At 36.8% G+C, this 21694-nt stretch carries 21 protein-coding genes; 11 read left to right on the top strand and 10 right to left on the bottom strand.

Annotated features, from left to right (window positions below):
* Positions 1–223: 223 nt before the first annotated feature.
* The gene (locus tag BUA76_RS09120; RefSeq protein WP_072884504.1) at positions 224–1117 is read right to left on the bottom strand and encodes an SMP-30/gluconolactonase/LRE family protein; all 894 of its coding nucleotides are present in this window, start codon (positions 1115–1117) and stop codon (positions 224–226) included.
* A gap of 231 nt (positions 1118–1348) precedes the next feature.
* Here BUA76_RS09120 and BUA76_RS09115 point away from each other — a divergent pair, with 231 nt between their 5' ends.
* Both BUA76_RS09115 and BUA76_RS09110 read left to right on the top strand, forming a co-directional pair.
* Entirely contained in the window at positions 1349–1693 is a 345-nt protein-coding gene (locus BUA76_RS09115) for a MerR family transcriptional regulator (RefSeq protein WP_072884680.1), read from the top strand.
* A 128-nt stretch (positions 1694–1821) separates the two neighbouring features.
* On the top strand, positions 1822–3123 hold the full coding sequence (locus BUA76_RS09110; RefSeq protein ID WP_072884503.1) for a ComEA family DNA-binding protein: 1302 nt from the start codon (positions 1822–1824) through the stop codon (positions 3121–3123).
* A gap of 81 nt (positions 3124–3204) precedes the next feature.
* Here the strand turns inward: BUA76_RS09110 and rluF are convergent, their stop codons facing one another.
* From rluF to BUA76_RS09080, 6 genes are all read right to left on the bottom strand, one after another.
* Positions 3205–3927 carry a 23S rRNA pseudouridine(2604) synthase RluF gene (gene rluF, locus BUA76_RS09105; RefSeq protein WP_072884502.1) on the bottom strand — a complete coding sequence of 241 codons (723 nt, stop codon included), beginning with the start codon at positions 3925–3927 and terminating at the stop codon, positions 3205–3207.
* The gene (locus BUA76_RS09100; protein WP_072884501.1) at positions 3927–4499 is read right to left on the bottom strand and encodes a hypothetical protein; all 573 of its coding nucleotides are present in this window, start codon (positions 4497–4499) and stop codon (positions 3927–3929) included. Before BUA76_RS09100 ends, rluF begins: the two co-directional genes overlap by 1 nt.
* Positions 4496–5194, bottom strand: coding sequence for a tRNA pseudouridine(55) synthase TruB (gene truB / locus BUA76_RS09095; protein WP_072884500.1), 699 nt, complete (start codon positions 5192–5194; stop codon positions 4496–4498). Before truB ends, BUA76_RS09100 begins: the two co-directional genes overlap by 4 nt.
* A 58-nt stretch (positions 5195–5252) precedes the next feature.
* Positions 5253–6071: an undecaprenyl-diphosphate phosphatase gene (locus tag BUA76_RS09090; protein ID WP_072884499.1), complete on the bottom strand. Its 819-nt coding sequence runs from the start codon at positions 6069–6071 to the stop codon at positions 5253–5255.
* Between the two features lie 75 nt (positions 6072–6146).
* Positions 6147–6446: a DUF3098 domain-containing protein gene (locus tag BUA76_RS09085; protein ID WP_072884498.1), complete on the bottom strand. Its 300-nt coding sequence runs from the start codon at positions 6444–6446 to the stop codon at positions 6147–6149.
* Position 6447: 1 nt separating this feature from the next.
* Entirely contained in the window at positions 6448–7347 is a 900-nt protein-coding gene (locus BUA76_RS09080; protein ID WP_072884497.1) for a cell division protein FtsX, read from the bottom strand.
* A gap of 92 nt (positions 7348–7439) precedes the next feature.
* Here BUA76_RS09080 and rsmA point away from each other — a divergent pair, with 92 nt between their 5' ends.
* Complete coding sequence (rsmA, locus tag BUA76_RS09075) at positions 7440–8210, top strand: 16S rRNA (adenine(1518)-N(6)/adenine(1519)-N(6))-dimethyltransferase RsmA (protein ID WP_072884496.1); 771 nt, start codon at positions 7440–7442, stop codon at positions 8208–8210.
* A gap of 244 nt (positions 8211–8454) precedes the next feature.
* Here the strand turns inward: rsmA and BUA76_RS09070 are convergent, their stop codons facing one another.
* Positions 8455–9615, bottom strand: a complete 1161-nt coding sequence (locus tag BUA76_RS09070; protein ID WP_072884495.1) for a THUMP domain-containing class I SAM-dependent RNA methyltransferase — start codon at positions 9613–9615, stop codon at positions 8455–8457.
* Positions 9616–9749: 134 nt separating this feature from the next.
* On the opposite strand from BUA76_RS09070, the gene BUA76_RS09065 reads away from it, so the two are divergent.
* Both BUA76_RS09065 and BUA76_RS09060 read left to right on the top strand, forming a co-directional pair.
* Positions 9750–10475, top strand: coding sequence for a class I SAM-dependent methyltransferase (locus BUA76_RS09065; RefSeq protein ID WP_072884494.1), 726 nt, complete (start codon positions 9750–9752; stop codon positions 10473–10475).
* Positions 10475–11188: a ZIP family metal transporter gene (locus BUA76_RS09060; protein WP_072884679.1), complete on the top strand. Its 714-nt coding sequence runs from the start codon at positions 10475–10477 to the stop codon at positions 11186–11188. Before BUA76_RS09065 ends, BUA76_RS09060 begins: the two co-directional genes overlap by 1 nt.
* A gap of 97 nt (positions 11189–11285) precedes the next feature.
* Here BUA76_RS09060 and BUA76_RS09055 read toward each other — a convergent pair whose 3' ends face one another.
* A complete protein-coding gene (locus BUA76_RS09055) occupies positions 11286–12662 on the bottom strand; it encodes an OmpP1/FadL family transporter (RefSeq protein ID WP_083573206.1) in 1377 nt (458 codons plus the stop codon).
* Between the two features lie 53 nt (positions 12663–12715).
* Positions 12716–13768 (bottom strand): prolyl-tRNA synthetase, encoded by a 1053-nt coding sequence (locus BUA76_RS09050; RefSeq protein WP_072884492.1) that lies wholly within the window; start codon positions 13766–13768, stop codon positions 12716–12718.
* Positions 13769–13915: 147 nt separating this feature from the next.
* Between BUA76_RS09050 and proS the strand changes: the two genes are divergently transcribed.
* The 6 genes from proS (at position 13916) to BUA76_RS09020 (ending at position 21534) form a co-directional block, all read left to right on the top strand.
* The gene (proS, locus tag BUA76_RS09045; protein WP_072884491.1) at positions 13916–15391 is read left to right on the top strand and encodes a proline--tRNA ligase; all 1476 of its coding nucleotides are present in this window, start codon (positions 13916–13918) and stop codon (positions 15389–15391) included.
* A 124-nt stretch (positions 15392–15515) separates the two neighbouring features.
* A complete protein-coding gene (locus BUA76_RS09040) occupies positions 15516–16811 on the top strand; it encodes an OmpA family protein (protein ID WP_072884490.1) in 1296 nt (431 codons plus the stop codon).
* A gap of 106 nt (positions 16812–16917) precedes the next feature.
* The gene (locus BUA76_RS09035) at positions 16918–18258 is read left to right on the top strand and encodes an Nramp family divalent metal transporter (RefSeq protein WP_072884489.1); all 1341 of its coding nucleotides are present in this window, start codon (positions 16918–16920) and stop codon (positions 18256–18258) included.
* Between the two features lie 436 nt (positions 18259–18694).
* A complete protein-coding gene (locus BUA76_RS09030) occupies positions 18695–19231 on the top strand; it encodes a nucleotide exchange factor GrpE (protein WP_072884488.1) in 537 nt (178 codons plus the stop codon).
* Between the two features lie 100 nt (positions 19232–19331).
* Positions 19332–20444, top strand: coding sequence for a molecular chaperone DnaJ (gene dnaJ, locus BUA76_RS09025; RefSeq protein ID WP_072884487.1), 1113 nt, complete (start codon positions 19332–19334; stop codon positions 20442–20444).
* A gap of 109 nt (positions 20445–20553) precedes the next feature.
* Complete coding sequence (locus tag BUA76_RS09020; RefSeq protein ID WP_143149888.1) at positions 20554–21534, top strand: HNH endonuclease; 981 nt, start codon at positions 20554–20556, stop codon at positions 21532–21534.
* Positions 21535–21694 lie beyond the last annotated feature (160 nt).

Genomic DNA, 21694 nt, shown 5'->3' with positions numbered 1-21694 from the left:
ATAATAAAGGATTTAATTTTTTTTTAATAATTCTGTATTATGAAAAATATTATCACCATTTATTGATATACAATTAATCTTTTTTTTGCTATGCTATGCATATAAATTGGTTAAATCTATATATTCATATGATGTTGCTTTTCATAATAAAATTTAAAATAAAAAAACCTTGTCAAAAATGACAAGGTTCAGTATTTATTGAACATACATTAAACACTAATTTCTATTCTACACCCTTTACTTTTGTAGGAAGAATGTAAACTGATTTGGAAGCCGTTATAAATAATACATTATTATCTTTACCTCCAAAAGTCACATTTCCTGTCCAGTCTTCATCAATAGGAATATGGTAAATCTTTTTTCCTTCATGATTAAAAACATGAACCCCATTTCCGGTTAAATAAAGATTTCCGTGTTTATCTATTGTCATACCATCAGAACCCATCTCACAGAAAAGTTTCTTTTCAGATAATTTTCCTTCCCCCAGCATATCATAAACATACGTTTTTCCGGCATCAATATCTGATACATATAATTTTCTGAATTTTTCACTTCCCACGATTCCGTTCGGCTGCGTAAAGGTTTCAATTTTTGTCACTACACCATCTTTGCTTCTATAATACAGGCTTTTGTGAGGGGTTTCCTTTTTAAAATCTACCCAATAATCTCTTTCATATAAAGGATCTGTAAAGTACATTCCACCGAATTTATCATTCCATACATCATTAGGGCCATTCAGTCTTTTACCTTCCACATTTGTCAGCAAGACTTCAACTTTTTTGTCTTTTGAAATTTTCCAGATCTCTCCTTTATTATCAGAGCAGGTAATGAGATTATCATCTTTGTCGAAATGAGTACCATTGGCTCTTCCCGTATTATTTAAAAACTCAACTATCTGGTTGGTTTTCCAATCCCAGTAATAAATCTTATCGTTGGGCTGATCGGTAAAATAAACATTTCCCTCTTTATCCGAAGAAGGTCCTTCTGTAAAAGTAAACTGATCCGAAATTTTTTTCGGCTGTACGTCTTCATAAAACATAGTATTGGTATTAACTGATTTGCAGTTGAGTACTACTAAAACCAAACCAACCGGAGCAAACCGTAGAATATTTTTCATACAACATTAAATTTTAAGGGTACAATTTACGATTTGTACCATCAGATTCAAAAGTTTATTTTCTCATTTGTGGACATTAATCAAGATTTTAATTAATATTTATTTTTTCAATGGATTGAAATTGAAAAATGCAAACCAAGAATGATTTTTTACCTATGACCGAACTTTTCAGGGAGGGTTTTGCTGATGAAATTTAAAAATTTTTTATCTTTGAAAATTAGGATTCTAAAAATGAAGATAAATTTACCAGATAAGCTGTATTATTCCATAGGAGAAGTTGCGAAAGCATTTGATGTAAACACTTCATTAATAAGATATTGGGAACAGGAATTTCCTATCATTAAGCCTAAAAAAAACAAAAAAGGCAACCGATATTTCACTCCGGAAGACATTAAAAATCTTCAGATCATTTATCATCTGGTTAAAGAAAAAGGCTATACGCTCGACGGCGCAAAAATTGCCCTTACTACCAACAGCAAAATTTCAGAAACCATTACCCTGATCGACAGACTGGAATTTGTAAAAGCAGAACTGCTGAAACTCAAAGATTCCTTGGTAGAAAGAGATTCGGAATAAGTAAAATTTGAAGTTGATTTCTTTTTATCAGCATATTTTTCAACCATTTTCCTGAATTTATATTCTAAAATCATCCAATTGCAATCCGCTCATTGCTATTAACTAACAGAGTTGTTAAGTTTGCAGCGATGAAAAAAAATTATTACCAACAGCTTGCATTCATGGGAATGCTGCTTATTATCTTATTCGGGTTTCAAAAATATAGGAGTAAAGGGAAGGAAGAATTCTCCAATGTACATTTTATCGGCAATAATACTGCTGCTTTACATTTAGCAGAATTTGATCCCAATGATCTTGATGAAAAGCAATGGAAGCATTTAGGGTTTTCCGAAAAACAGACGGCAACCATTCTTAATTATAAAAAAGTAGTCGGCGGAAAATTTCTTTCCAAAGAGCAATTTAAAAAATGTTTTGCGGTCTCAGAAGAAAAGTTTTCAGAACTGGAGCCTTATATCACATTACCACAAACTAATAATGAAGCAAAAATCAAGGATTTTTCTGATTTTAGAAAGAAATCAATTACGGTTTCAGGAAAATTTAATCCTGATTTTTATGCTGTTGCTGACTGGATAAAAATTGGATTTTCGGAGCGGCAGGCGGAAGCTATAGTTAAATATAAAAATTATCTGGGCGGAAGTTTTGTAAGCAAAGAGAAATTCAAAGAGTGTTTTATTATTAGCGAAGAAAATTATCAAAAGTTATCATCTTATCTTATTCTTCCTGAGAAAACGCCTGCCGGATTTAACCACCACACTAACAATTTGATATCGAATGCATCAAAAATTCAGTACCGTCCTTTTGACCCGAATCTGTTAGATGCAGAAGGCTGGAGATCGCTGGGTTTTTCCGATAAGCAGGCACAGATAATTGTCAATTACCGAGACCGGAATTTAAGAGGAAGTTTTAAAAGTTTAGGAGATATTCAAAAATGTTTTGTAATATCCAATGAAAAATTTGAGGATCTGAAACCTTTTATAAGATTAAATCCGGCATCCGTTGCAGAACGACACAATATACAGTCTGAAACTAAACAGCAGGAAAAAACAGACTTTTCTAAAGTTGATTTAAATGCAATTACTTTCAGACAGCTTTTAGAGTTTGGTTTTGATGAAAAAGCGGCAGGTTCTATGATTGGTTTCAGGAAAAAATTGGGCGGATTTATGAATAAGGAGCAAATACTAACGACCTATAATATTGATATCCCTTTAATGCAGAAATTGCTCTCTACAGCGCAGCTTAACACTTCCAATGTTATCAGATATCCTTTGCTCGAAGCTCCCGAAGAATGGCTTAAAAATCATCCGTACTTCAAATATTCAGCAGATAAAATCATTTTCTACAGGCTAACAGAAAAAGACGAAAAGAAACTTTGGAAGCTCTTAAAAATCAAACCTGAATATGAGGCCAAGATGAAATTGTATCTTAAATAACATTCAATAGTTATAGAAAGCAGGTATATCAAATAAGTAACAAAATAAAGCTTATAATAAGTTTAGGCAAAGTCTCGGAGTTTAATCAAAAGTTTTGCTGGAGCCTTCTACAAGATTTTGCAATGTGGCAAGCTCTTCATTTGTAAGATCTCTCCATTTTCCGATGGGCAGATCCAGTTTAATATTTAAAACCCGTATTCTTTTGAGTTTTTTCACTTCATATCCGAGGTATTCGCACATTCTCCGGATCTGGCGGTTTAATCCCTGTGTAAGAACAATCCGGAAATTCATTTCATCAATTTTTTCAACCTCACACTTTTTAGTTATCGTGTCTAAAATCGGTACACCGTTTCTCATCTTTTCGAGAAATTTTGGTGTAATCGGCTTATCAACCCGTACGATATATTCTTTCCCGTGGTTGTTTCTGGACCGCAGGATTTTATTGACAATATCGCCATCACTGGTCAGAAGGATTAACCCTTCACTTGGTTTATCAAGCCTTCCGATAGGAAAAATTCTTTTCGGGTGGTTGATGTAATCGATGATATTATTTTTTTCTCTTTTGGTATCTGTGGTGCAGACGATTCCCACAGGTTTATTGAATGCGATATAAACATGGTCTTCCTGCGGCTCACGGATCGGTTTGCCATCTACTTCAATTACATCCTCATCTGAAACTTTTGTTCCCATCTCCGGAATTTTTCCGTTGATCTTAATTCTCCCTTCCTCCAAAAGCTTGTCTGCCGCTCTTCTGGAGCAGTAGCCAACTTCTGATAAATATTTATTGATGCGAGTTTTTTCCATTAATCTTCTCCGTACCCTGTATAATTTTTATTACTGAAAATCGTTACTCCATAGCTTAACCCAACAAAAAACGGATTTGAATTTCCTAATTTGTGAGATTCCAGGAAAATACCTCCTTCCTGGCTGATTCTTTTTGAATAAGAGACCTGCAGCCCCAGTCTTCCACCCCAAAATTCAGCATCGGAAACCAAAGAATGATTAAGCTGTCTCCCATAATTCAGTTCAATATAGAATGGTCTCTCTCCCGGATCAAAAATAAATTTCGGCTGAACCATCAGATAAATCAGATGGTAATTATCCTGAATAAAGCTGTACCTGAATCCTGATCCTATTGCAAAGTTAGGAAGAAAATTGTAACCGCCGATCGCCGTAATGCCATACATAATTTTACGTGGCGGCTCTGGAGTGATATACTGCGTATTGTTGGGAATTTCTTTTTCTTTATTTAATTTTAAACCCAGATGCATGGATGGGTTGAAATAAAATCCCATTGTCTTTCCTGAAGTTTCTCTTTCCTGGGAAAATACTGTTAAAAAAGAAATTAAGGCAATTAATACAAGTATATTTTTCATGGTTGATTAAATCTAAAATCATTTTCCAGAAAATCTGATGTTGCATCTTCAATTTTATATTCTCCTATTTTGGTTCTTCTCAACTGAGTAAGGTAAGCCCCGACCTCCAGCTCCTTCCCAATATCATGAGCCAGGCTTCTGATATAAGTGCCTTTTGAACAGCCAACTATGAAACTTACCAGAGGTAGATCAATTTTAATTTCATTGATGTAAAGAATGGTGGTTTTCCTGGATTTCATTTCCACTTCTTCTCCAGCTCTCGCAAGATCGTAAGCTCTTTTTCCTTCGATTTTTATTGCGGAAAAAACCGGCGGAGTCTGATCTATTTCTCCCACAAATTTCTCCAAAGCCTTATGAATCTGATCTTCAGTAATATGCGAAATATCCTGATGAAGAATTTCCGGTTTTTCAGTATCGTAGGATTCGGTCTGTACCCCGATTTTTATTTCTGTCCGGTATTCTTTTGGTGCATCCTGGATTTCAGGAATTTTTTTAGTGAATTTTCCGCAGCATACAATCAGAAGTCCGGTTGCTCTTGGATCTAATGTTCCGGCATGACCGATTTTGAATTTTTTGGGAAGATCAAACTCTCTTTTGAGCTTGTATTTCATTTTATTGACCGCCTGGAAAGAAGTCCAATCCAAAGGCTTGTCCAATAAAAATAGATGTCCTGACTGTAGTTCTTCAGCTGTCATGGTCAAATGATAATGATAATGGGTAATGGGTAATCAGTAATGTTTGATTTATTTTAGTTTACTGGAAAAAATAAAAATAGATCAGCAAAGCGACTCCAACGAAAATACGGTACCATCCCCAAGGTTTGAAACCATATTTATTTAAAACGCCGATGAATGCTTTAATGGCTATCAATGCAACAATGAAAGCGACAATATTTCCGACAATGAAAATCGTGATGTGATCCTGTGATGACATGATCATCTCATAACCTTTCTGTGGATTTGCCGTTTCTTTACCCCACGTTTTTACAAAAACAGAATATACTGTAACCGCCAGCATCGTAGGAACGGCCAGGAAAAATGAAAATTCTGCCGCTGCCTTTCTTGTTAAACCCTGCGTCATCCCGCCAATAATTGATGCGGCACTCCGGCTGGTTCCCGGCATCATGGCCAGACACTGCCAAAAACCTATGGTAACTGCTTTTTTTATGGTAATGCCTTTTTCATCGTCAATTTTAGGATTTTTAAACCATTTGTCCGCAAATAAAAGAACAACTCCACCCAATACCAAAACTGATGAGATCGCAATCTGATTACCCAGTACAGCTTCTATTGTATCATCAAAAAGGTAGCCTAAAACAAGAGCCGGAATTACTGCAAAAGCGAGTTTAAAGTAAAACTGTAAATTTTTCAGATCAAAAAATTTCTTCCAATAAGCAAAAACTACGGAAAGTATGGCTCCAAATTGAATAGAAACCTGGAACATTTTTAAAAATTCATCTTCCGGCAGTCCCATTAAACTGGCCGTAAATCCCATGTGCGCTGTAGAAGAAATCGGGAGATATTCTGTTAATCCTTCGATAATCGCGATGATTATTGCTTTGATTAAATCCATATTTTTTTTGTATTTATCAAAAAAAACTTTGTCAAAGTCCAGAACTCTGACAAAGCTTATATCGTAAAATATTATTTATTTTCTTTTTAAAATTGCGTATACTTCGATTATAAAGCCTATAACTACAAAAAGGGGTGCAATTCTGATCCTGCGGATAGAAAAGATGCCGTCGTTCCAGGAATTAGGATCAAATTTTCCATCTACGGTATTGGCATCAGGCCCCATCATCAGGAGAAATCCTACAATGATAAATGCAAGACCGATCAGCATCCACTTAAAGTTTTCCTTTCCGAAATAAAAGTTTGTTTGCTGAGGAACTTCATTGGGTTCTTTTCCGAAGTCATCTGCGGAAAATTTATTTGTTTTTTTGCTCATTTTAAGAATAATATAAGTCGTCAACGTTTGATCTTAAGAATCTCCAGGTAGCAACTACCGTACTCAGAACCGTAATAAAAATACCTACTCCGATTACCAGCAATACCAGCCAGAAGTACTGATTATTGTCCTGTACAAAGGCAGAACCAATCTGGCTTGTAAAGTAATACCAGATCCCGAACAATGCCAGAAGCCCGATTAAAGAGCCAATGGCTCCAAGCACCACCGCTTCAATAATAAAAGGCTTGAGAATAAATCTTCTCTTTGCTCCTACAAGCTGCATGGTTTTAATAATAAATCTTTTGGAGAATATTTTCAAACGGATGGAATTGTTGATTAAAACCACCGCTAAAATTAAAAATAATATGGAAAAACCTAAGATCCATTTAAGAATACGGCTCAGATTATTGTAAACATCCACCATCAGGGTACTGTCATTCTTCACTTCAGCAATTCCCGGAACGGCTTTGATTACTTTCAGGGCTTCATCAATTTTGGCAGGATCCACATATTCCGGTTTCAGTGCAATTTCTATAGATGAAGGAAATATATTTTCTTCGAAAAGAGCATCCGTATCGATTCCCATGCTTTTTTTAGCTTCCTGAGATGCCATTTCACGGCTGATGTAAGTTGCCTTTTTCACCGGAGCCAGCGTCTGAATTTCCTTGAAAACTTCGGCTTCCATTTTCGCAATCTTTACAGAATCTTTAGCGTTATAATTTTCAGCGAAGTAAGCATTTACCACAAGCTGTTCTTTGATATAATCGGAATATTTCTGGGCATTGATCAAAATAAGTCCCATTAATCCGAGTAAAAATAACACTAAGGCGATACTTATTACCACTGTAATATTGCTAGACCTAAGCCTTTTCTTATTAAATTCATCTACAGATTTAGCCATTAATATTAAAATTTTTGGCTAAAATAGAAAAAAACTTCCGAAATTTGGGAACGAAAAAGAGAAAATCACTGTTAATAAAATCATAAAAAACATTGAGTGTAAAAGCAAAAAAGCATCTTGGTCAGCACTTCCTGACAGATGAAAACATCGCAAGAAAAATTGTGGAAGGTCTGAGTTTTGAAGGCTACAAAAATGTAATGGAGGTTGGACCGGGAATGGGAGTTCTTACCAAATATCTGCTGGAAAAAGACCAGCATATTTACCTGGCGGAGATCGACAACGAATCTATTGAATATCTAAAAAATAATTATCCCAAAGTAACGGAAGAAACTTTCGTCGGTGATTTTCTTAAACAGGATTTTCAATTTACTAAAAACGAACAAATTGCCATTATCGGGAACTTTCCGTATAATATTTCATCCCAGATTTTATTTCAGATTGTAGATCATTATGAGCTGATTCCGGAAATGGTGGGCATGTTCCAGAAAGAAGTTGCTGAAAGAACAGCCGCGGTTCCGAGAACAAAAGATTATGGAATTCTTACCGTTCTGATACAGGCGTATTATGATACATCGTATTTGTTTACGGTTCATGAAAATGTGTTCAACCCTCCTCCGAAAGTAAAATCCGGAGTTATCCGACTGACAAGAAATCCTAAGGAAGGACTTTCAGGAAATGAAGTTTTGTTTAAACAGATCGTAAAAGCCGGGTTTAACCAAAGAAGAAAAAAGCTTTCAAACGCTTTAAAAATACTGAACATTCCCGAAGCGTTAAAAACCCATGAATTTATGGACAAAAGAGCGGAAGAACTAAGTGTTTCCGATTTTATTTCATTTACACAGCTTTGGAAAGACAATCAATAACAAGAGCCAGTTTAAATTTATATGTATTTTAACATTAAGGAATTAAGCACCTTAGCTTAAAAAACTTAATAAAAATCAATTTATTGATTTAACTTGAACAAAATCTAACTCACTAAAATCCTTAATGTTAAAATAAAAGAATAAACATAGTTTATTTAATTTAGAAAATTAAGAAAAACTTATAAAAAATTTATTTATTAAAATTTAAACAGGCTCTAAATTTAATTTATGACATAAAAATTGATTAATTTTCTAATTTGTGGACTTTTTTAGTTCCTTCGTACATTTCATACTGCAGGAATCTTGTCTCTAATTTTCCGTTGAAAAGCTTTATTTTTCTTGAAGGGCGAAGCCCTATTTTCTTTACCGCTTCCAGATCTGATGAGATCAGCCAGGCCAGCGTATTCGGATAATGTGTTTTGAAGGTATCTCCTATTTTCTTGTAAAAATCATCATCATTAATGGAAATTCTTTCGTCATAAGGCGGATTGAAAACCATTAGTAACGGGAAAAGCTCTTTTTTAGAATCGAAAAAATTCTGTTTTTTAACTTCAATCACATCTTCCATTTCTGCAGCTTCAATATTGATTCTTGCGGCATTCAGCATTCTGGCGTCAATATCATAGCCTACGATTTTCCCGGTAAATTCTTTGATTCGGTTGACTCTGAATTCTTTTATTTTCGAAAATAAATCAGCATCATAATTTTTCCAGTTCTGGAAGGCAAATCTTTTTCTGAAAAGCTGCGCCGGAAGATCCATTGCAATCATTGCCGCTTCAATCAATAAGGTACCGGAACCGCACATCGGATCCAGGAAGTTTCCTTTTCCGTCCCATCCCGCTAACTGTAGCATTCCGCTGGCTAAAACTTCGTTAATCGGCGCTTCACCTTGTTCTCGTCTGTAACCTCTTTTAAATAAAGGATCTCCTGAAGAATCCAGCGAAATGGTAATTAATTCGCGATCAATATGAAGGTGGAATTTAATATCCGGATTTCTTGTTTCCACATTGGGACGTCTTTTGAATTTCTTCTGAAAATAATCGACAATTGCATCTTTCATTTTCAGGGTTACGAATTGCGAATGCTTAAATGTTTCTGAATTTACCGTTGCATCAATCGCAAATGATTGTTCAACATCCATAAATTCTTCCCAATTGAATTTGAAAAGCCTGTCGTAAAACTGATGCTGGTTGAAAGCTTTAAATTCATGAATCGGTACTAAAATTTTTAAAGCTGTTCTTGCAGAATAGTTTATTTTGTATAAAAAACCGAGGTCGCCTTCACAGTTGACCGCTCTGTTCTTCACTTCCACCTTTCTTCCGCCGAGTTTTTTAATCTCTTCTGCTAAAACCTGTTCTAATCCGAAAAATGTTTTTATCTGAATTTGTATATTTTCTGTATCCATATCGTATTATTAAAAGTTTAAATATTTAAAAATTAAAAGATTAGATATTCCGATTATTGCATCATTGAATATTTCGATCTTTCAATATTAAATACTTTTTCCTTTTACCGCACAAATTTAGTTATTTTTGCATTATGGAATGGTTTGAATCTTGGTTTGATACCCCTTATTATCATTTGCTTTACAGTAACAGGGATTACACGGAAGCAGAAAACTTCATTACAAAACTCACGGAAGACCTTAAACTGCCTCAAAATGCCAAGATTATCGACCTGGCCTGCGGAAAAGGAAGACATTCTGTGTTTCTTAACAAGCTAGGATATGATGTTTTAGGATTAGATCTTTCCAGAAAAAGCATTGAATTTGATAAACAGTTTGAAAACCAGACCTTATTATTCGACGTCCATGATATGAGGAATCCCATTGATGCGGATCCTATGGATGCGGTATTCAATCTTTTTACAAGCTTCGGATATTTTGATCATGAAAGTGATGACAGGAAAGTTTTCCAGTCGGTGTACAACATTTTACAACCGGGAGGTTTTTTCGTGCTGGATTATCTGAATGAAGAATTTGTAAGGAAGAATATCGTTCCAGAATCTATTGTTATACGTGGAGAAATTGAATTTAAAATTACAAAAAGAATAGAAGGAAGACATATCATTAAAGATATCCGGTTTGAAGATAAGGGAAAACCTTACCATTTTTTTGAAAAAGTAAAACTTCATACATTGGAAGCAATTAATAGCTATGCTGAAGAATGTGGTTTTGAACGAATTAAAATCTGGGGAGATTATCAGCTGAATGAATTTGATAAAGAAAAATCTCCGCGCTGCATTAATTTATTTAAGAAAAAATGATAACGGTTTTTTTACTGATTTTAAGTGTTGTTTCCGGAGTATTTTTAGGAAAATATTTTGGAAAAAAAGAAAAGCTGGCTAAAAACTTATTGATTTTAAGTGCAGGATTTTTGATTACCATCTGTCTTAATGAAGTCTTTCCTCAAGTATATACTGCGGAAACAGGAGCCAGCCTGGGTATTTTCGTTATTGCCGGTGTTTTACTGCAGATGATCCTGGAAGCGCTTACCAAAGGTTTTGAACATGGCCATTTTCACCACCACAGTGAACATAATATTCTTCCGGCTGCGTTAATGGTAGGACTTTTCATTCATGCATTTATAGAAGGAATTCCTTTAGCCAATGATGAGCATGGGCTTTCACCTTATTTGTGGGGAATTGTTTTTCACAATCTTCCGATTTCCTTTATTTTGGGAGCTTTTTTGTTCAATAGGAAAGATGAATCGAGATCTGCGCCATCTTATCCTTCCCTGATGATTGTAGCTTTATTTGCGCTGGCTTCACCGATGGGAATGCTGTTGGGCAATTACTTTGATCCGGATCTGCAGCCTTATTTTCTGGCTATTGTGGGAGGTATTTTTCTGCATATTTCTTCAGTCATTATATTTGAAAGCAATAAAAACCACAATATTGACTGGCTGAAAATTGGTTTGGTCATTCTGGGAGTTTCTCTTGCTTTATTAATGCATCTTTTCCATGATCATTCTCATTGAGGCATCACCATTAAATTAGATCATTTTTTATCTATAAATAAACAAAGCTCCGAAATTATCGGAGCTTTGTTTTATATTGAATATAATCTATAGTACGTTAGAATTTCCATCCAAAGGTAATAAAGAAGTTATTTCTCACATTTTTTACATCCGATACCGCATAAGCATCACTTGAAATCAGACGGCTTGGAGAATAATATCCTGCTTCATAAGCATTGTCCACCACACCATATAAAAACGGATTGCTATATTTTGAGGTTACATTCTGATAAGATGCGTCAATATAAAATGACCTGAAATCATATCCCAAACCTACTGAAAGTGCATTCCTGTCATTTAAGATCAGATTGCTATAAGACTGACCGGTAATACCGCCATTATCAGTATATCTGTCAACATTTAGTGCATCAAAAGGACTCGAAGCATAGGCGTACCCTCCTCTAAGCCTGAATTGCTTAATTCTGTATTCTGCACCGATCTTTACTTCTGAAAGATTTTTATAATTATCTTTGAAGAAATCATTCAGTTCAGTTTCTGCATCTCCATATACTTTATATTTAGGCTTTGTTAAACCTAATGTATAATCGACATTTAAAGCAAAACTTTTATTAGCAATAAACGCGGCACTTAAGGTAGCTTTCATCGGCGAAGTCAGCCTTCGGTCTTCAACAGCATAATCATCTCCGTAAATAGGATCATTATAAAAATTATAGCTTCTGTCAATATTCCAGAAAGTAGGAGTTTCCAACGCCGCACCCAGTCTAAAATTTCTACCTAATTTCCCAATTACACCAAGAGATGCTGAAAAACCGTTACCTCTTTCATAAAAAGGAGTGTTTTGCTTACTGAAGTATTCTGAGCTTCCATTTGATAAAGAATTAAAAATTGCAGTATCAGATTGGTCGATGGACGAATTGAAAAAATTAAGTCCCGCTCCCAAATATAAATTATTGTTATAATTTGCCCCTACACCAAAACTTGTTTTAGACATATACCCATATCTGTCGTAGGCGTGTCTGCCTAATGACGAGCTCGTAGCATCAGGAAAATCATAAATTAAATTACTGTTACCCGGAGTTTCAATATAATTGTCTATATACTGATTGGAATAATTCACACCAATATTAATGAATTTCCATGCACTTTCGGTCATCAACTGAAAGGTCATTACCCCTCCCACATTTCCCAGATCACCCTTATTAATAGTGTATCCGTAAGATGATCCTGCATAAGAAGATGTATTTTTATTACTGGTGACAGAAAGGGTTCCTGAAACTTCTCCTGAAATGGCAACTCCCAAACCGGCAGGGTTGGTAAGAAGAGCGTTGGCGTCTCCACCCAAAGCACCATTAGATCCTGCCATGGCATTAAATTTTGCTGAACCGATATTAGGTGCATTGGAATAAACATCCACCGTATTCCTGATCACTGAAACATCTTGAGCCTGCGCAAAAAATGCAGCAGAAATACTCATTATTGCTAAAGATTTTTTTAACATTATTTTTTGAATAGTTATTAATTTTAAAATTATCTGCCACCTCGGAAGCCACCGCCTCCACCGCCGCCGGATCTGAAACCGCCACCGCTACTTCCTCCTCCGAAGCCACCGCCTCCTGATCTGAAGCCGCCGCCACTGTTGGAATTATTAAAGCCGCCGTTGTTTCTGAAACCGCCGTCATTTCTTGGCTGGGAAGGCTGCTGATAATTGTAATTTGGTCTTGGCTGCCCCTGATTACGGAATCCTCCCTGAGGTCTTACACCATTTTGATTTCTGAAACCACCATTCGTAGTATTTCCCTGTCTGAAACCACCACTGTTATTGGATCCTCTGAAACCGCCGTTATTTGCATTATTTCTGAAGCTTCCTGTACCGGTAGAACTTCTTCTGAAACCATTCGAACTGGTAACTCCATATTTGTTGGCAAAGCTTCCGTTGTAGGTATTAAACCCTCTTCCGTTGGCACTACTTCTTCTGTAATAAGGAGCATAATAGTTACCTCCCCAATAGCCACCCCAGCCCCAGTAAGGATTTCCACCCCATCCCCAATAAGGGTTATATCCCCAGAAAGGTGAGTAGCCCCATCCTAAGTTCCAGCCGGCACCCCAACCCCATGAGCCACCCCATGAAAGTCCGATGCCCCAGCCACCGCCCCAACCCCAATAAGGATTGTTCCAGCCGCCCCAGCCCCAAGGATTACCCCAACCCCACCCCCACGAATTATCGTAGTAGTTGGTTTCACTTCCTGCATACATTCCCCAGTCGGAATCGGTTGCCGTATTATTCCAATTATAGCTGTTCCAGTCTTCATAACGCCCCGTTCTGGAATTGATTTCTGCATTCTGAATAAGATTAGAATCATCCTGATAATAATTATAGTCCTCTCCTACCCTGTTTCCTCTGTCGTTGATAATTACGCCTTCCGGAAGGGTATCCTTATTCGGGTCGTAATAAACGCCATCTGTCTCGCTGTATCCACCCATCTGGGCGCCGCAAGACACAAGTAATAATCCGCCTGCCACCGCCAGAATCCCTTTGGATTTAATTGCGCCAAGCAAATTTTTATGTATATTTCTTTTCATGATAACGTAAAAATTTTTTATTTAAATTATATTTGCAAAATGTACCAAAAATGTACCATTACCACAGGTACAAAAATCTATCAAAAATAGATTTTTATTTTTAGATAACAATAATAGCGAAAAGTTAAAAAAATTAAAAAAAAATTAATGGCAAAATTAACCTCAAGAAGCGAAGATTACAGCAAATGGTATAACGAGTTGGTGGTAAAAGCCGACTTAGCTGAAAACTCAGGAGTACGAGGATGCATGGTAATTAAACCATATGGCTATGCAATCTGGGAGAAAATGCGTGACGAAATGGATAAAAAATTCAAGGAGACAGGTCACGTAAACGCTTATTTCCCGCTTTTTGTGCCCAAGAGCTTGTTTGAGGCTGAAGAAAAAAATGCAGAAGGTTTTGCTAAAGAATGTGCCGTTGTTACGCACTATCGATTAAAAACAGATCCGGATAACCCTTCCAAACTGATTGTAGATCCTGATGCTAAACTTGAAGAAGAGCTGATTGTACGTCCTACTTCGGAAGCAATTATCTGGAACACCTATAAAAACTGGATCCAGTCTTACAGAGATTTACCGATCCTTATTAACCAATGGGCCAATGTGGTACGTTGGGAAATGAGAACACGTCTTTTCCTGAGAACTGCTGAATTTCTTTGGCAGGAAGGCCATACTGCTCACGCAACAAAAGAAGAAGCGATTGAAGAAGCGGAAAAAATGAATAAAGTGTATGCGGATTTTGCAGAAAATTTCATGGCAATGCCGGTAATCCAAGGATTAAAAACACCTTCCGAAAGGTTTGCCGGAGCCGATGAAACGTATTGTATTGAAGCATTAATGCAGGACGGAAAAGCGCTTCAGGCAGGAACCTCTCACTTTTTAGGCCAGAATTTTGCCAAAGCTTTTGATGTAAAGTTCACCAATAAAGAAGGAAAGATAGAACATGCGTGGGCAACTTCCTGGGGAACTTCAACACGCCTTATGGGAGCATTGATCATGACCCATTCCGATGATTTCGGATTGGTGCTTCCTCCTACGCTGGCTCCTATTCAGGTGGTTATTGTTCCGATTTTTAAAGGAGAAGAGCAGCTGGAGCAGATCAGTGAAGTAGCATTGGACATCCAGGCTAAATTAAGAGCGAAAGGAATTTCCGTGAAATTTGATAATGACACTCAAAACAAACCGGGTTGGAAATTTGCAGAATATGAACTAAAAGGTGTTCCTGTAAGAATTGCGATGGGACCTAGAGATCTGGAAAACAAATCTGTGGAAATTGCACGAAGAGACAATCTTACGAAAGAAGTACGTTCTATTGAAGGACTGGATTCTTACATCGAAGATTTACTAAAAACCATCCAGCAGGATATCTATAATAAAGCTTTCGAATTCAGAAAGAACAATATTACCAAAGTTGATTCTTACGAGGAATTTAAAAAAGTTCTGGAAGAAAAAGGCGGCTTTATCTATGCGCACTGGGACGGCACTGCTGAGGAAGAAGAACAGATCAAAGAAGAGACCAAGGCAACCATCAGATGTATCCCTTTGGATGATGATATTGAAGAGGGAGTATCTCTTATTTCAGGAAAACCATCCAAAAGAAGAGTTTTATTTGCAAAAGCATATTAACAAATCTTAAAAATGATATTGAATCTGTAAAAATCCAATGGATTTTTGCAGATTTTTTTTTATCATCGACGTTTGGACAAGTTTTTGCTAGCATCATTCTACATTAATCTCAAAATAATTTACTATGTCTCTAAACATTATTGATCTTATTAAAGGACAGCTGGGACCGGCTTTGATAACCCAAGCTGCTTCACAGTACGGTGAAAGCGAATCCGGAATTACAAAAGCCATCGAAGGATTATTGCCTGCTGTGGTGGGAGGATTGGCCAACAATTCGGATAATCCTTTAGTATTGGATGCTATCATGAATTCTTCCTCACCACAAATTCTCGCAAATGCGGTGGGAAATTCTTCCAACAATTCATCGATTGCAAGTGTACTTACACAGATATTCGGCGATAAGCTGAACGGACTTGTCAACTCAGTTGCCACTTATGCGGAAGTCAGTAATAATTCTTCAAACTCTCTTTTAAATTTGGTCACCGGAACAACTATTGGTACAATTAGTAAGTATGCTGCAGATAACAATCTGGATAAAGCAGGAATTTCAAGACTCCTTAATGACCAGAAAGGGATTGTTTCAACATTATTGCCTGCAGGACTTTCTTTTGCTTCGCTTAGCATGGGAGACTGGGATGCTAGATATAAATTTGACAATGATAAGGATAAGATCAATATGCCGGCTCAGGAAGAACCGAAAGTGGAAGTTACGAGAAGCACCGCTATGAATGGAACTTTCCCCGATAGAAATAAAGATAAAGACAGTTCTATCTGGAAATGGCTTTTGCCACTTTTATTATTGATTGCCGCAGCCTATTTCATCTGGAGACAGTGTGAACAAAGAGAAACAACGACAACCACTATTGTAACTGACTCCGGCGAAGTGGTAACCGATACAGCAACTACTACCGGAAACAGTAACTCGACAGGAATTTCTGCTACTCAGGCTGATGAAGACATTGATCTGAATGGCACCCCTTTAAGAGGATACAAAGGAGGGATGGAAGACCGAATGATTGCTTTTCTGAAATCAGAAGGTTATAAAAACGCACAGAATGACGACGCATTAAAAGATACTTGGTATAACTTTGACCACGTCAATTTTAAAACGGGAAGTGCTGATCAGCTTGAAGCCGGCTCCGATGCACAACTACAAAACCTGGTAGCCATCTTAAAAGCTTATCCTGATGTAAAGGTTAAAATTGGAGGTTATACCGATAAGACAGGTGACGAAGCTAAAAATCAGAAATTATCTGAAGACCGTGCAAAATTTATAAGATCCTGGCTGGACCAACGAGGTGTAGGATCGCAAATTACCGGAGCAGACGGATATGGAAGTGAATTTGCAACTGTTGATGCTTCTGCCTCTGATGCTGAAAGAGCCGTTGACCGTAAAATGGCTGTACGTTTTGCAAAATAATTTTATTACGATATAATGGCAGATCCCGAAGCATTTCGGGATCTTTATTTATGATTTTGTAGTTTTCATTTATTTAATTACATTTGTTAGTCATTTCTAACATTCTATGAGTTTGAATTTAAAGAACGCCTGGCGTAGAGATAAAACATCCAATTCACTATCTGAAGTATATTCTTCCGTAAAAGTTCCCCAAAACGGCAGCTTCTGGAGAAAATATCTGGCCTTTGCCGGTCCGGGACTTATGGTTGCGGTAGGATACATGGATCCCGGAAACTGGGCAACGGATATTGCGGGAGGAGCGCAGTTCGGTTATACGCTGCTTTCCGTAATACTGATCTCGAATATTTTCGCGATGGTATTGCAACACTTATCCGTAAAACTTGGAGTGGTTGCCGAAAGAGACCTTGCTCAGGCCTGCAGGGATCATTTCAGTCCTACTACCAACTTTGTATTATGGATATTCTGTGAGATTGCTATTGCAGCTTGCGATCTTGCCGAGGTGATTGGATCTGCCATTGCACTCAATCTCCTTTTCCAGATTCCTCTTACCTGGGGAATTGTTATAACGACAATAGACGTACTGTTCATTCTTCTGCTCCAGTCTAAAGGATTCCGGTGGATTGAAAGCATTGTGGGAGGACTAATTTTTATTATCCTCGCCTGTTTTGTTTATGAACTGGTAATTTCAGAGCCTGCCATGAAAGAAATTTTCGGGGGGCTTATTCCAAAAGCGGAAATCGTTCAGAATCCTGCGATGCTTTATATTGCGATAGGAATTTTAGGAGCCACTGTAATGCCGCATAATTTGTATTTACACAGCAGTATTGTTCAGACAAGAGATTACCCACGAAATGCTGAAGGAAAAAAAGAAGCCATAAAATTTGCGACATTAGACAGCACTTTTTCTCTGATGCTGGCTTTCTTTATTAATGGTGCGATTCTCATTCTGGCAGCCGCCACTTTCCACGTTTCGGGGAATCATGACGTAGCGGATATTCATGATGCATATAAATTACTGACTCCCATTTTAGGCGCTTCTATGGCAAGTATTGTTTTTGCGATTGCTTTACTGGCTTCGGGACAGAATTCTACTTTAACAGGCACTCTTGCCGGACAAATCGTAATGGAAGGTTTTCTGAATATTAAATTAAAACCCTGGCTGCGACGACTGATTACAAGATTAATTGCTGTCATTCCGGCACTTATTGTTGCTATTCTTTACGGTGAAAAAGGAACTACGGATCTTTTAGTTTTAAGCCAGGTGATACTATCCATGCAGCTGAGTTTTGCGGTTGTTCCTTTAGTCATGTTTACCAATGATAAAGCAAAAATGGGGGAATTTGTGAATAAACCTTTTTTAAGAGTTTGTGTCTGGATTATTTCATTTATTATCATTATTCTGAATGTTTATCTTTTGTACCAGACTTTTTTTGGAGAGGGTGTTTAAAGTGAATTTATTAAGAACTTTTTATATTTAAATATTTTCAGTTTTTTAATTTACCATTTTATTTAAGTAATTTTAAACCACCCCGTCTTCTCCCTTTGGTCAAATCCACCCCTCCTCCGGATGAGGGGAATTTTGTAATGCTATTTTTATATATATTAAAATAATAGTTTTAACAAACAGTAATTTCAATGGTGCCTGAGGTTCCGAAGTTACCAAACCTGATACCCTAGCCGCGATAGTAACGGTTACCCCACAGCAAACGCGGGCAATGAAAGCTGCGGCTGCGCGAGGAGTATGAGTGGATAGCGCGATAAAGCTTCTTAAAAGAAGTTAATGGTGAATGGTGAATTATTAAAAATTACAATATCTGCCTAAATGTCACCCTTTGTCCTTTGGCAGAATGTTTGTCAATACTAACCCAAATAAATATTGAATTATGGAAAATCAGGATATCAACGAAGAAAGCATCAATAATCAGGAAGAAACCAATATTCAGAATGAGGCTGCATCTGAAGACAATGTGACAGCAAAACCTTCTGCGGAGGAACTTTTGGCAGAAGAAAAAGACCGTTACATCAGATTATACGCTGAATTCGAAAACTATAAAAAAAGAACGTCTAAGGAAAAAATGGAATTTTTCCAGTATGCCAATCAGGATATGATGGTTTCCATGCTGGGCGTTCTGGATGATTTTGAAAGAGCACTAAAGGAAATTGCCAAAAACGGTAATCCTTCGGATCTTCAGGGCGTTGAACTGATCTACAATAAATTTAAAAGTAAACTAACTGAAAAAGGACTGAAAGCGATAGAGGTAAATCCGGGAGACAGCTTCAATGTAGATTTCCACGAAGCCATTACTCAGATCCCTGCCCCGTCAGAAGATCTTAAAGGTAAAATTGTAGACGTGATTGAAACAGGATATACTTTGGGAGATAAAGTGATCCGTTTTGCGAAAGTAGTTACAGGAAATTAAAAATTTATGAATGATAAATGATGAGTGATAATTGATGTACATTCATTTGTTTACCCATTTAAATCTATTATCATTTATCAATAATCAATTATAGAAAGAGATGTCAAAAAGAGATTATTACGAGGTTCTTGAGATCAGCAAATCTGCATCAGCCGACGAGATAAAGAAAGCATACCGCAAAATGGCTATCAAATATCACCCTGATAAAAATCCGGGCGATAAAGATGCTGAAGAAAAATTCAAGGAAGCAGCAGAAGCTTACGAAGTATTGAGCGATGAACAGAAGCGCGCAAGATATGATCAGTTCGGTCATGCGGGAGTTGGCGGAAACGGTGGTTTTGGCGGCGGCTTTGGCGGCGGAATGAACATGGAGGATATTTTCAGTCAGTTCGGAGATATTTTCGGTGGCGGTTTCGGCGGTTTTGGCGGCGGAGGCGGACGTCAGCAGGTGAAAGGTTCCAATCTGCGAATCAGGATCAAGCTGAATCTTGATGAAATGGTAAACGGAACGCAGAAGACCATTAAAGTAAAGAAAATGAAGTTAGCTGAAGGGGCGACTTCAAAAACGTGTCCTACCTGCGGCGGTTCGGGAGTTCAGCTGAAAGTCATGAATACGATGTTCGGACAGATGCAGACCCAGACTACCTGCGGAACCTGCCAGGGAATCGGGAAAGTTGCCGATAAAATTCCGGCCGGTGCCAATGCGCAAGGACTTATTAAAGATGAAGAGGAAGTTACCATCAATATTCCTGCAGGAGCGAGAGACGGCATCCAGCTTAATGTAAGAGGAAAAGGAAATGATGCGCCTTTCGGCGGTATTCCGGGAGACCTTTTGGTGATTATTGAAGAAGAAGTTGATAAAACCATTAAAAGAGAAGGCGATAATCTTCACCAAGAATTGTATATTTCTTTTGCCGAAGCAGCTTTGGGAACAAAAAAAGAAGTACCGACTGTTGGCGGAAAGGTAAAAATTACCATCGATGCCGGAACGCAATCCGGAAAAATCCTGAGATTAGCAGGAAAAGGTCTTCCAAGCATCGACAGCTACGGAAAAGGCGATATGTTTATCCACATTAATGTCTGGACTCCACAAAAGCTGACGAAAGAACAGAAAGATTTCTTTGAGAAACAGATGGACAGCGGAGAAATGATTGCTGAACCATCAGGAAAGGAAAAAACTTTTTTTGATAAAGTGAAAGATCTATTCAACTAATATATTAAAGAGGCTTAGGCCTCTTTTTTATTTAATAGTTTCAACATTTTTAATTATATATTTGTTTTTAAATTTAAAAAATAAGCTAAAAACAAAAAAAAACAGAAAAATGTTACCTCAAATTAAAGAAAATCAAAAAATTTATATTGAAATTACAAACTTAAAACATGGAGGAATCGGATGGGAATTAGGAGCTTGCTTATGGAGCCCAAAATTTAGCCGCAATTCTTACACTAGATCTTGGAAATTGATGGAAAGAGTAAATATAAATGATACTATAATACATCTTGTAAAAATTAAAGACAAGTATCATTTTTATGGCATTTCTACAGCCAACTCGGAACTAATTGAAACGAATGAAGAACCACCGTTATCCGAAGACTGGGGTAATAGAGAAATTTATCAAAGAATTAATATTACCAATTTTACAAAAGTTGAAGTCCCGTATCCAATCGATAAAATTTTTATTGAATATCACCAAAATTTAAAAGATATTCTTCAAAATAACAAAGATGGACAATTCTATAATTTATATAGGGAAGAACTTAGAGTTGCACAAAAATATTTCGCTACATGTTCTCCAGAATTGTATAATGTTTTTGACTTGATTTCAAGATCAATTGGTTTTAAACCTGAATTGGGTATAGAAAATAATATTAATGTACCAACTAAAAACGAACCACAGAGTCCAGATTACAATCCTGCAGGGCGTGTTAAAACAATTATTTCAAGACTAATTAGAGATACTAAATTATCAAGATCAACTAAGGCTGAGAACAATTGGAAATGCCAAATATGTGGAAAAAGTATTCAACTGCCAAATGGGTTTTACTATTCTGAAGGTCATCATTTGAAACCATTAGGTGGAGAACATCAAGGACCAGACACTAAGGGAAATATAATCATTCTTTGCCCTTATCACCACACTGAATTTGATTATGGAAGTATTGCCATAAATCCTGAGACAAAATTAATAGAGCACATTGATTCTCATAATCAATATCACCTTAAAGAATTAGCCTATAACCGAGAAAATCTAGGATCTGAATTCTTGCGATATCACTATAGTCTTATTTTTAATAAATCATAAAAACGATTAGGAGGCCGTCTCACAACTGAGGCGGTTTTTTTATTAAAAAAAGTTGTAACATTTGTGAGTATTTTGTATATTTATCTGGTAATCAGTCATATATATGGGATTTAGACATTATAATCAAAATCAGCTGGTTTTGTTTCCGCACACTTTTGAG

The organism is Chryseobacterium takakiae (assembly GCF_900129385.1).
Taxonomy (GTDB): Bacteria; Bacteroidota; Bacteroidia; order Flavobacteriales; family Weeksellaceae; genus Chryseobacterium; species Chryseobacterium takakiae.
Note: the sequence above shows the minus strand (reverse complement) of the source record. Positions and strands in the feature narration are given on the sequence as shown.

Coding starts and splice junctions, on each gene's coding strand:
- BUA76_RS09090 (WP_072884499.1), bottom strand. CDS start 6,071: ATGGATTTAATCAAAGCAATAATCATCGCGATTATCGAAGGATTAACA.
- BUA76_RS09100 (WP_072884501.1), bottom strand. CDS start 4,499: ATGAAAAATATACTTGTATTAATTGCCTTAATTTCTTTTTTAACAGTA.
- proS (WP_072884491.1), top strand. CDS start 13,916: ATGGCAAAATTAACCTCAAGAAGCGAAGATTACAGCAAATGGTATAAC.
- BUA76_RS09065 (WP_072884494.1), top strand. CDS start 9,750: ATGGAATGGTTTGAATCTTGGTTTGATACCCCTTATTATCATTTGCTT.
- rluF (WP_072884502.1), bottom strand. CDS start 3,927: ATGGAAAAAACTCGCATCAATAAATATTTATCAGAAGTTGGCTACTGC.
- BUA76_RS09115 (WP_072884680.1), top strand. CDS start 1,349: ATGAAGATAAATTTACCAGATAAGCTGTATTATTCCATAGGAGAAGTT.
- BUA76_RS09080 (WP_072884497.1), bottom strand. CDS start 7,347: ATGGCTAAATCTGTAGATGAATTTAATAAGAAAAGGCTTAGGTCTAGC.
- BUA76_RS09120 (WP_072884504.1), bottom strand. CDS start 1,117: ATGAAAAATATTCTACGGTTTGCTCCGGTTGGTTTGGTTTTAGTAGTA.
- BUA76_RS09030 (WP_072884488.1), top strand. CDS start 18,695: ATGGAAAATCAGGATATCAACGAAGAAAGCATCAATAATCAGGAAGAA.
- dnaJ (WP_072884487.1), top strand. CDS start 19,332: ATGTCAAAAAGAGATTATTACGAGGTTCTTGAGATCAGCAAATCTGCA.
- BUA76_RS09040 (WP_072884490.1), top strand. CDS start 15,516: ATGTCTCTAAACATTATTGATCTTATTAAAGGACAGCTGGGACCGGCT.
- BUA76_RS09085 (WP_072884498.1), bottom strand. CDS start 6,446: ATGAGCAAAAAAACAAATAAATTTTCCGCAGATGACTTCGGAAAAGAA.
- BUA76_RS09050 (WP_072884492.1), bottom strand. CDS start 13,768: ATGAAAAGAAATATACATAAAAATTTGCTTGGCGCAATTAAATCCAAA.
- BUA76_RS09070 (WP_072884495.1), bottom strand. CDS start 9,615: ATGGATACAGAAAATATACAAATTCAGATAAAAACATTTTTCGGATTA.
- BUA76_RS09020 (WP_143149888.1), top strand. CDS start 20,554: ATGTTACCTCAAATTAAAGAAAATCAAAAAATTTATATTGAAATTACA.
- BUA76_RS09110 (WP_072884503.1), top strand. CDS start 1,822: ATGAAAAAAAATTATTACCAACAGCTTGCATTCATGGGAATGCTGCTT.
- BUA76_RS09055 (WP_083573206.1), bottom strand. CDS start 12,662: ATGAGTATTTCTGCTGCATTTTTTGCGCAGGCTCAAGATGTTTCAGTG.
- BUA76_RS09035 (WP_072884489.1), top strand. CDS start 16,918: ATGAGTTTGAATTTAAAGAACGCCTGGCGTAGAGATAAAACATCCAAT.
- truB (WP_072884500.1), bottom strand. CDS start 5,194: ATGACAGCTGAAGAACTACAGTCAGGACATCTATTTTTATTGGACAAG.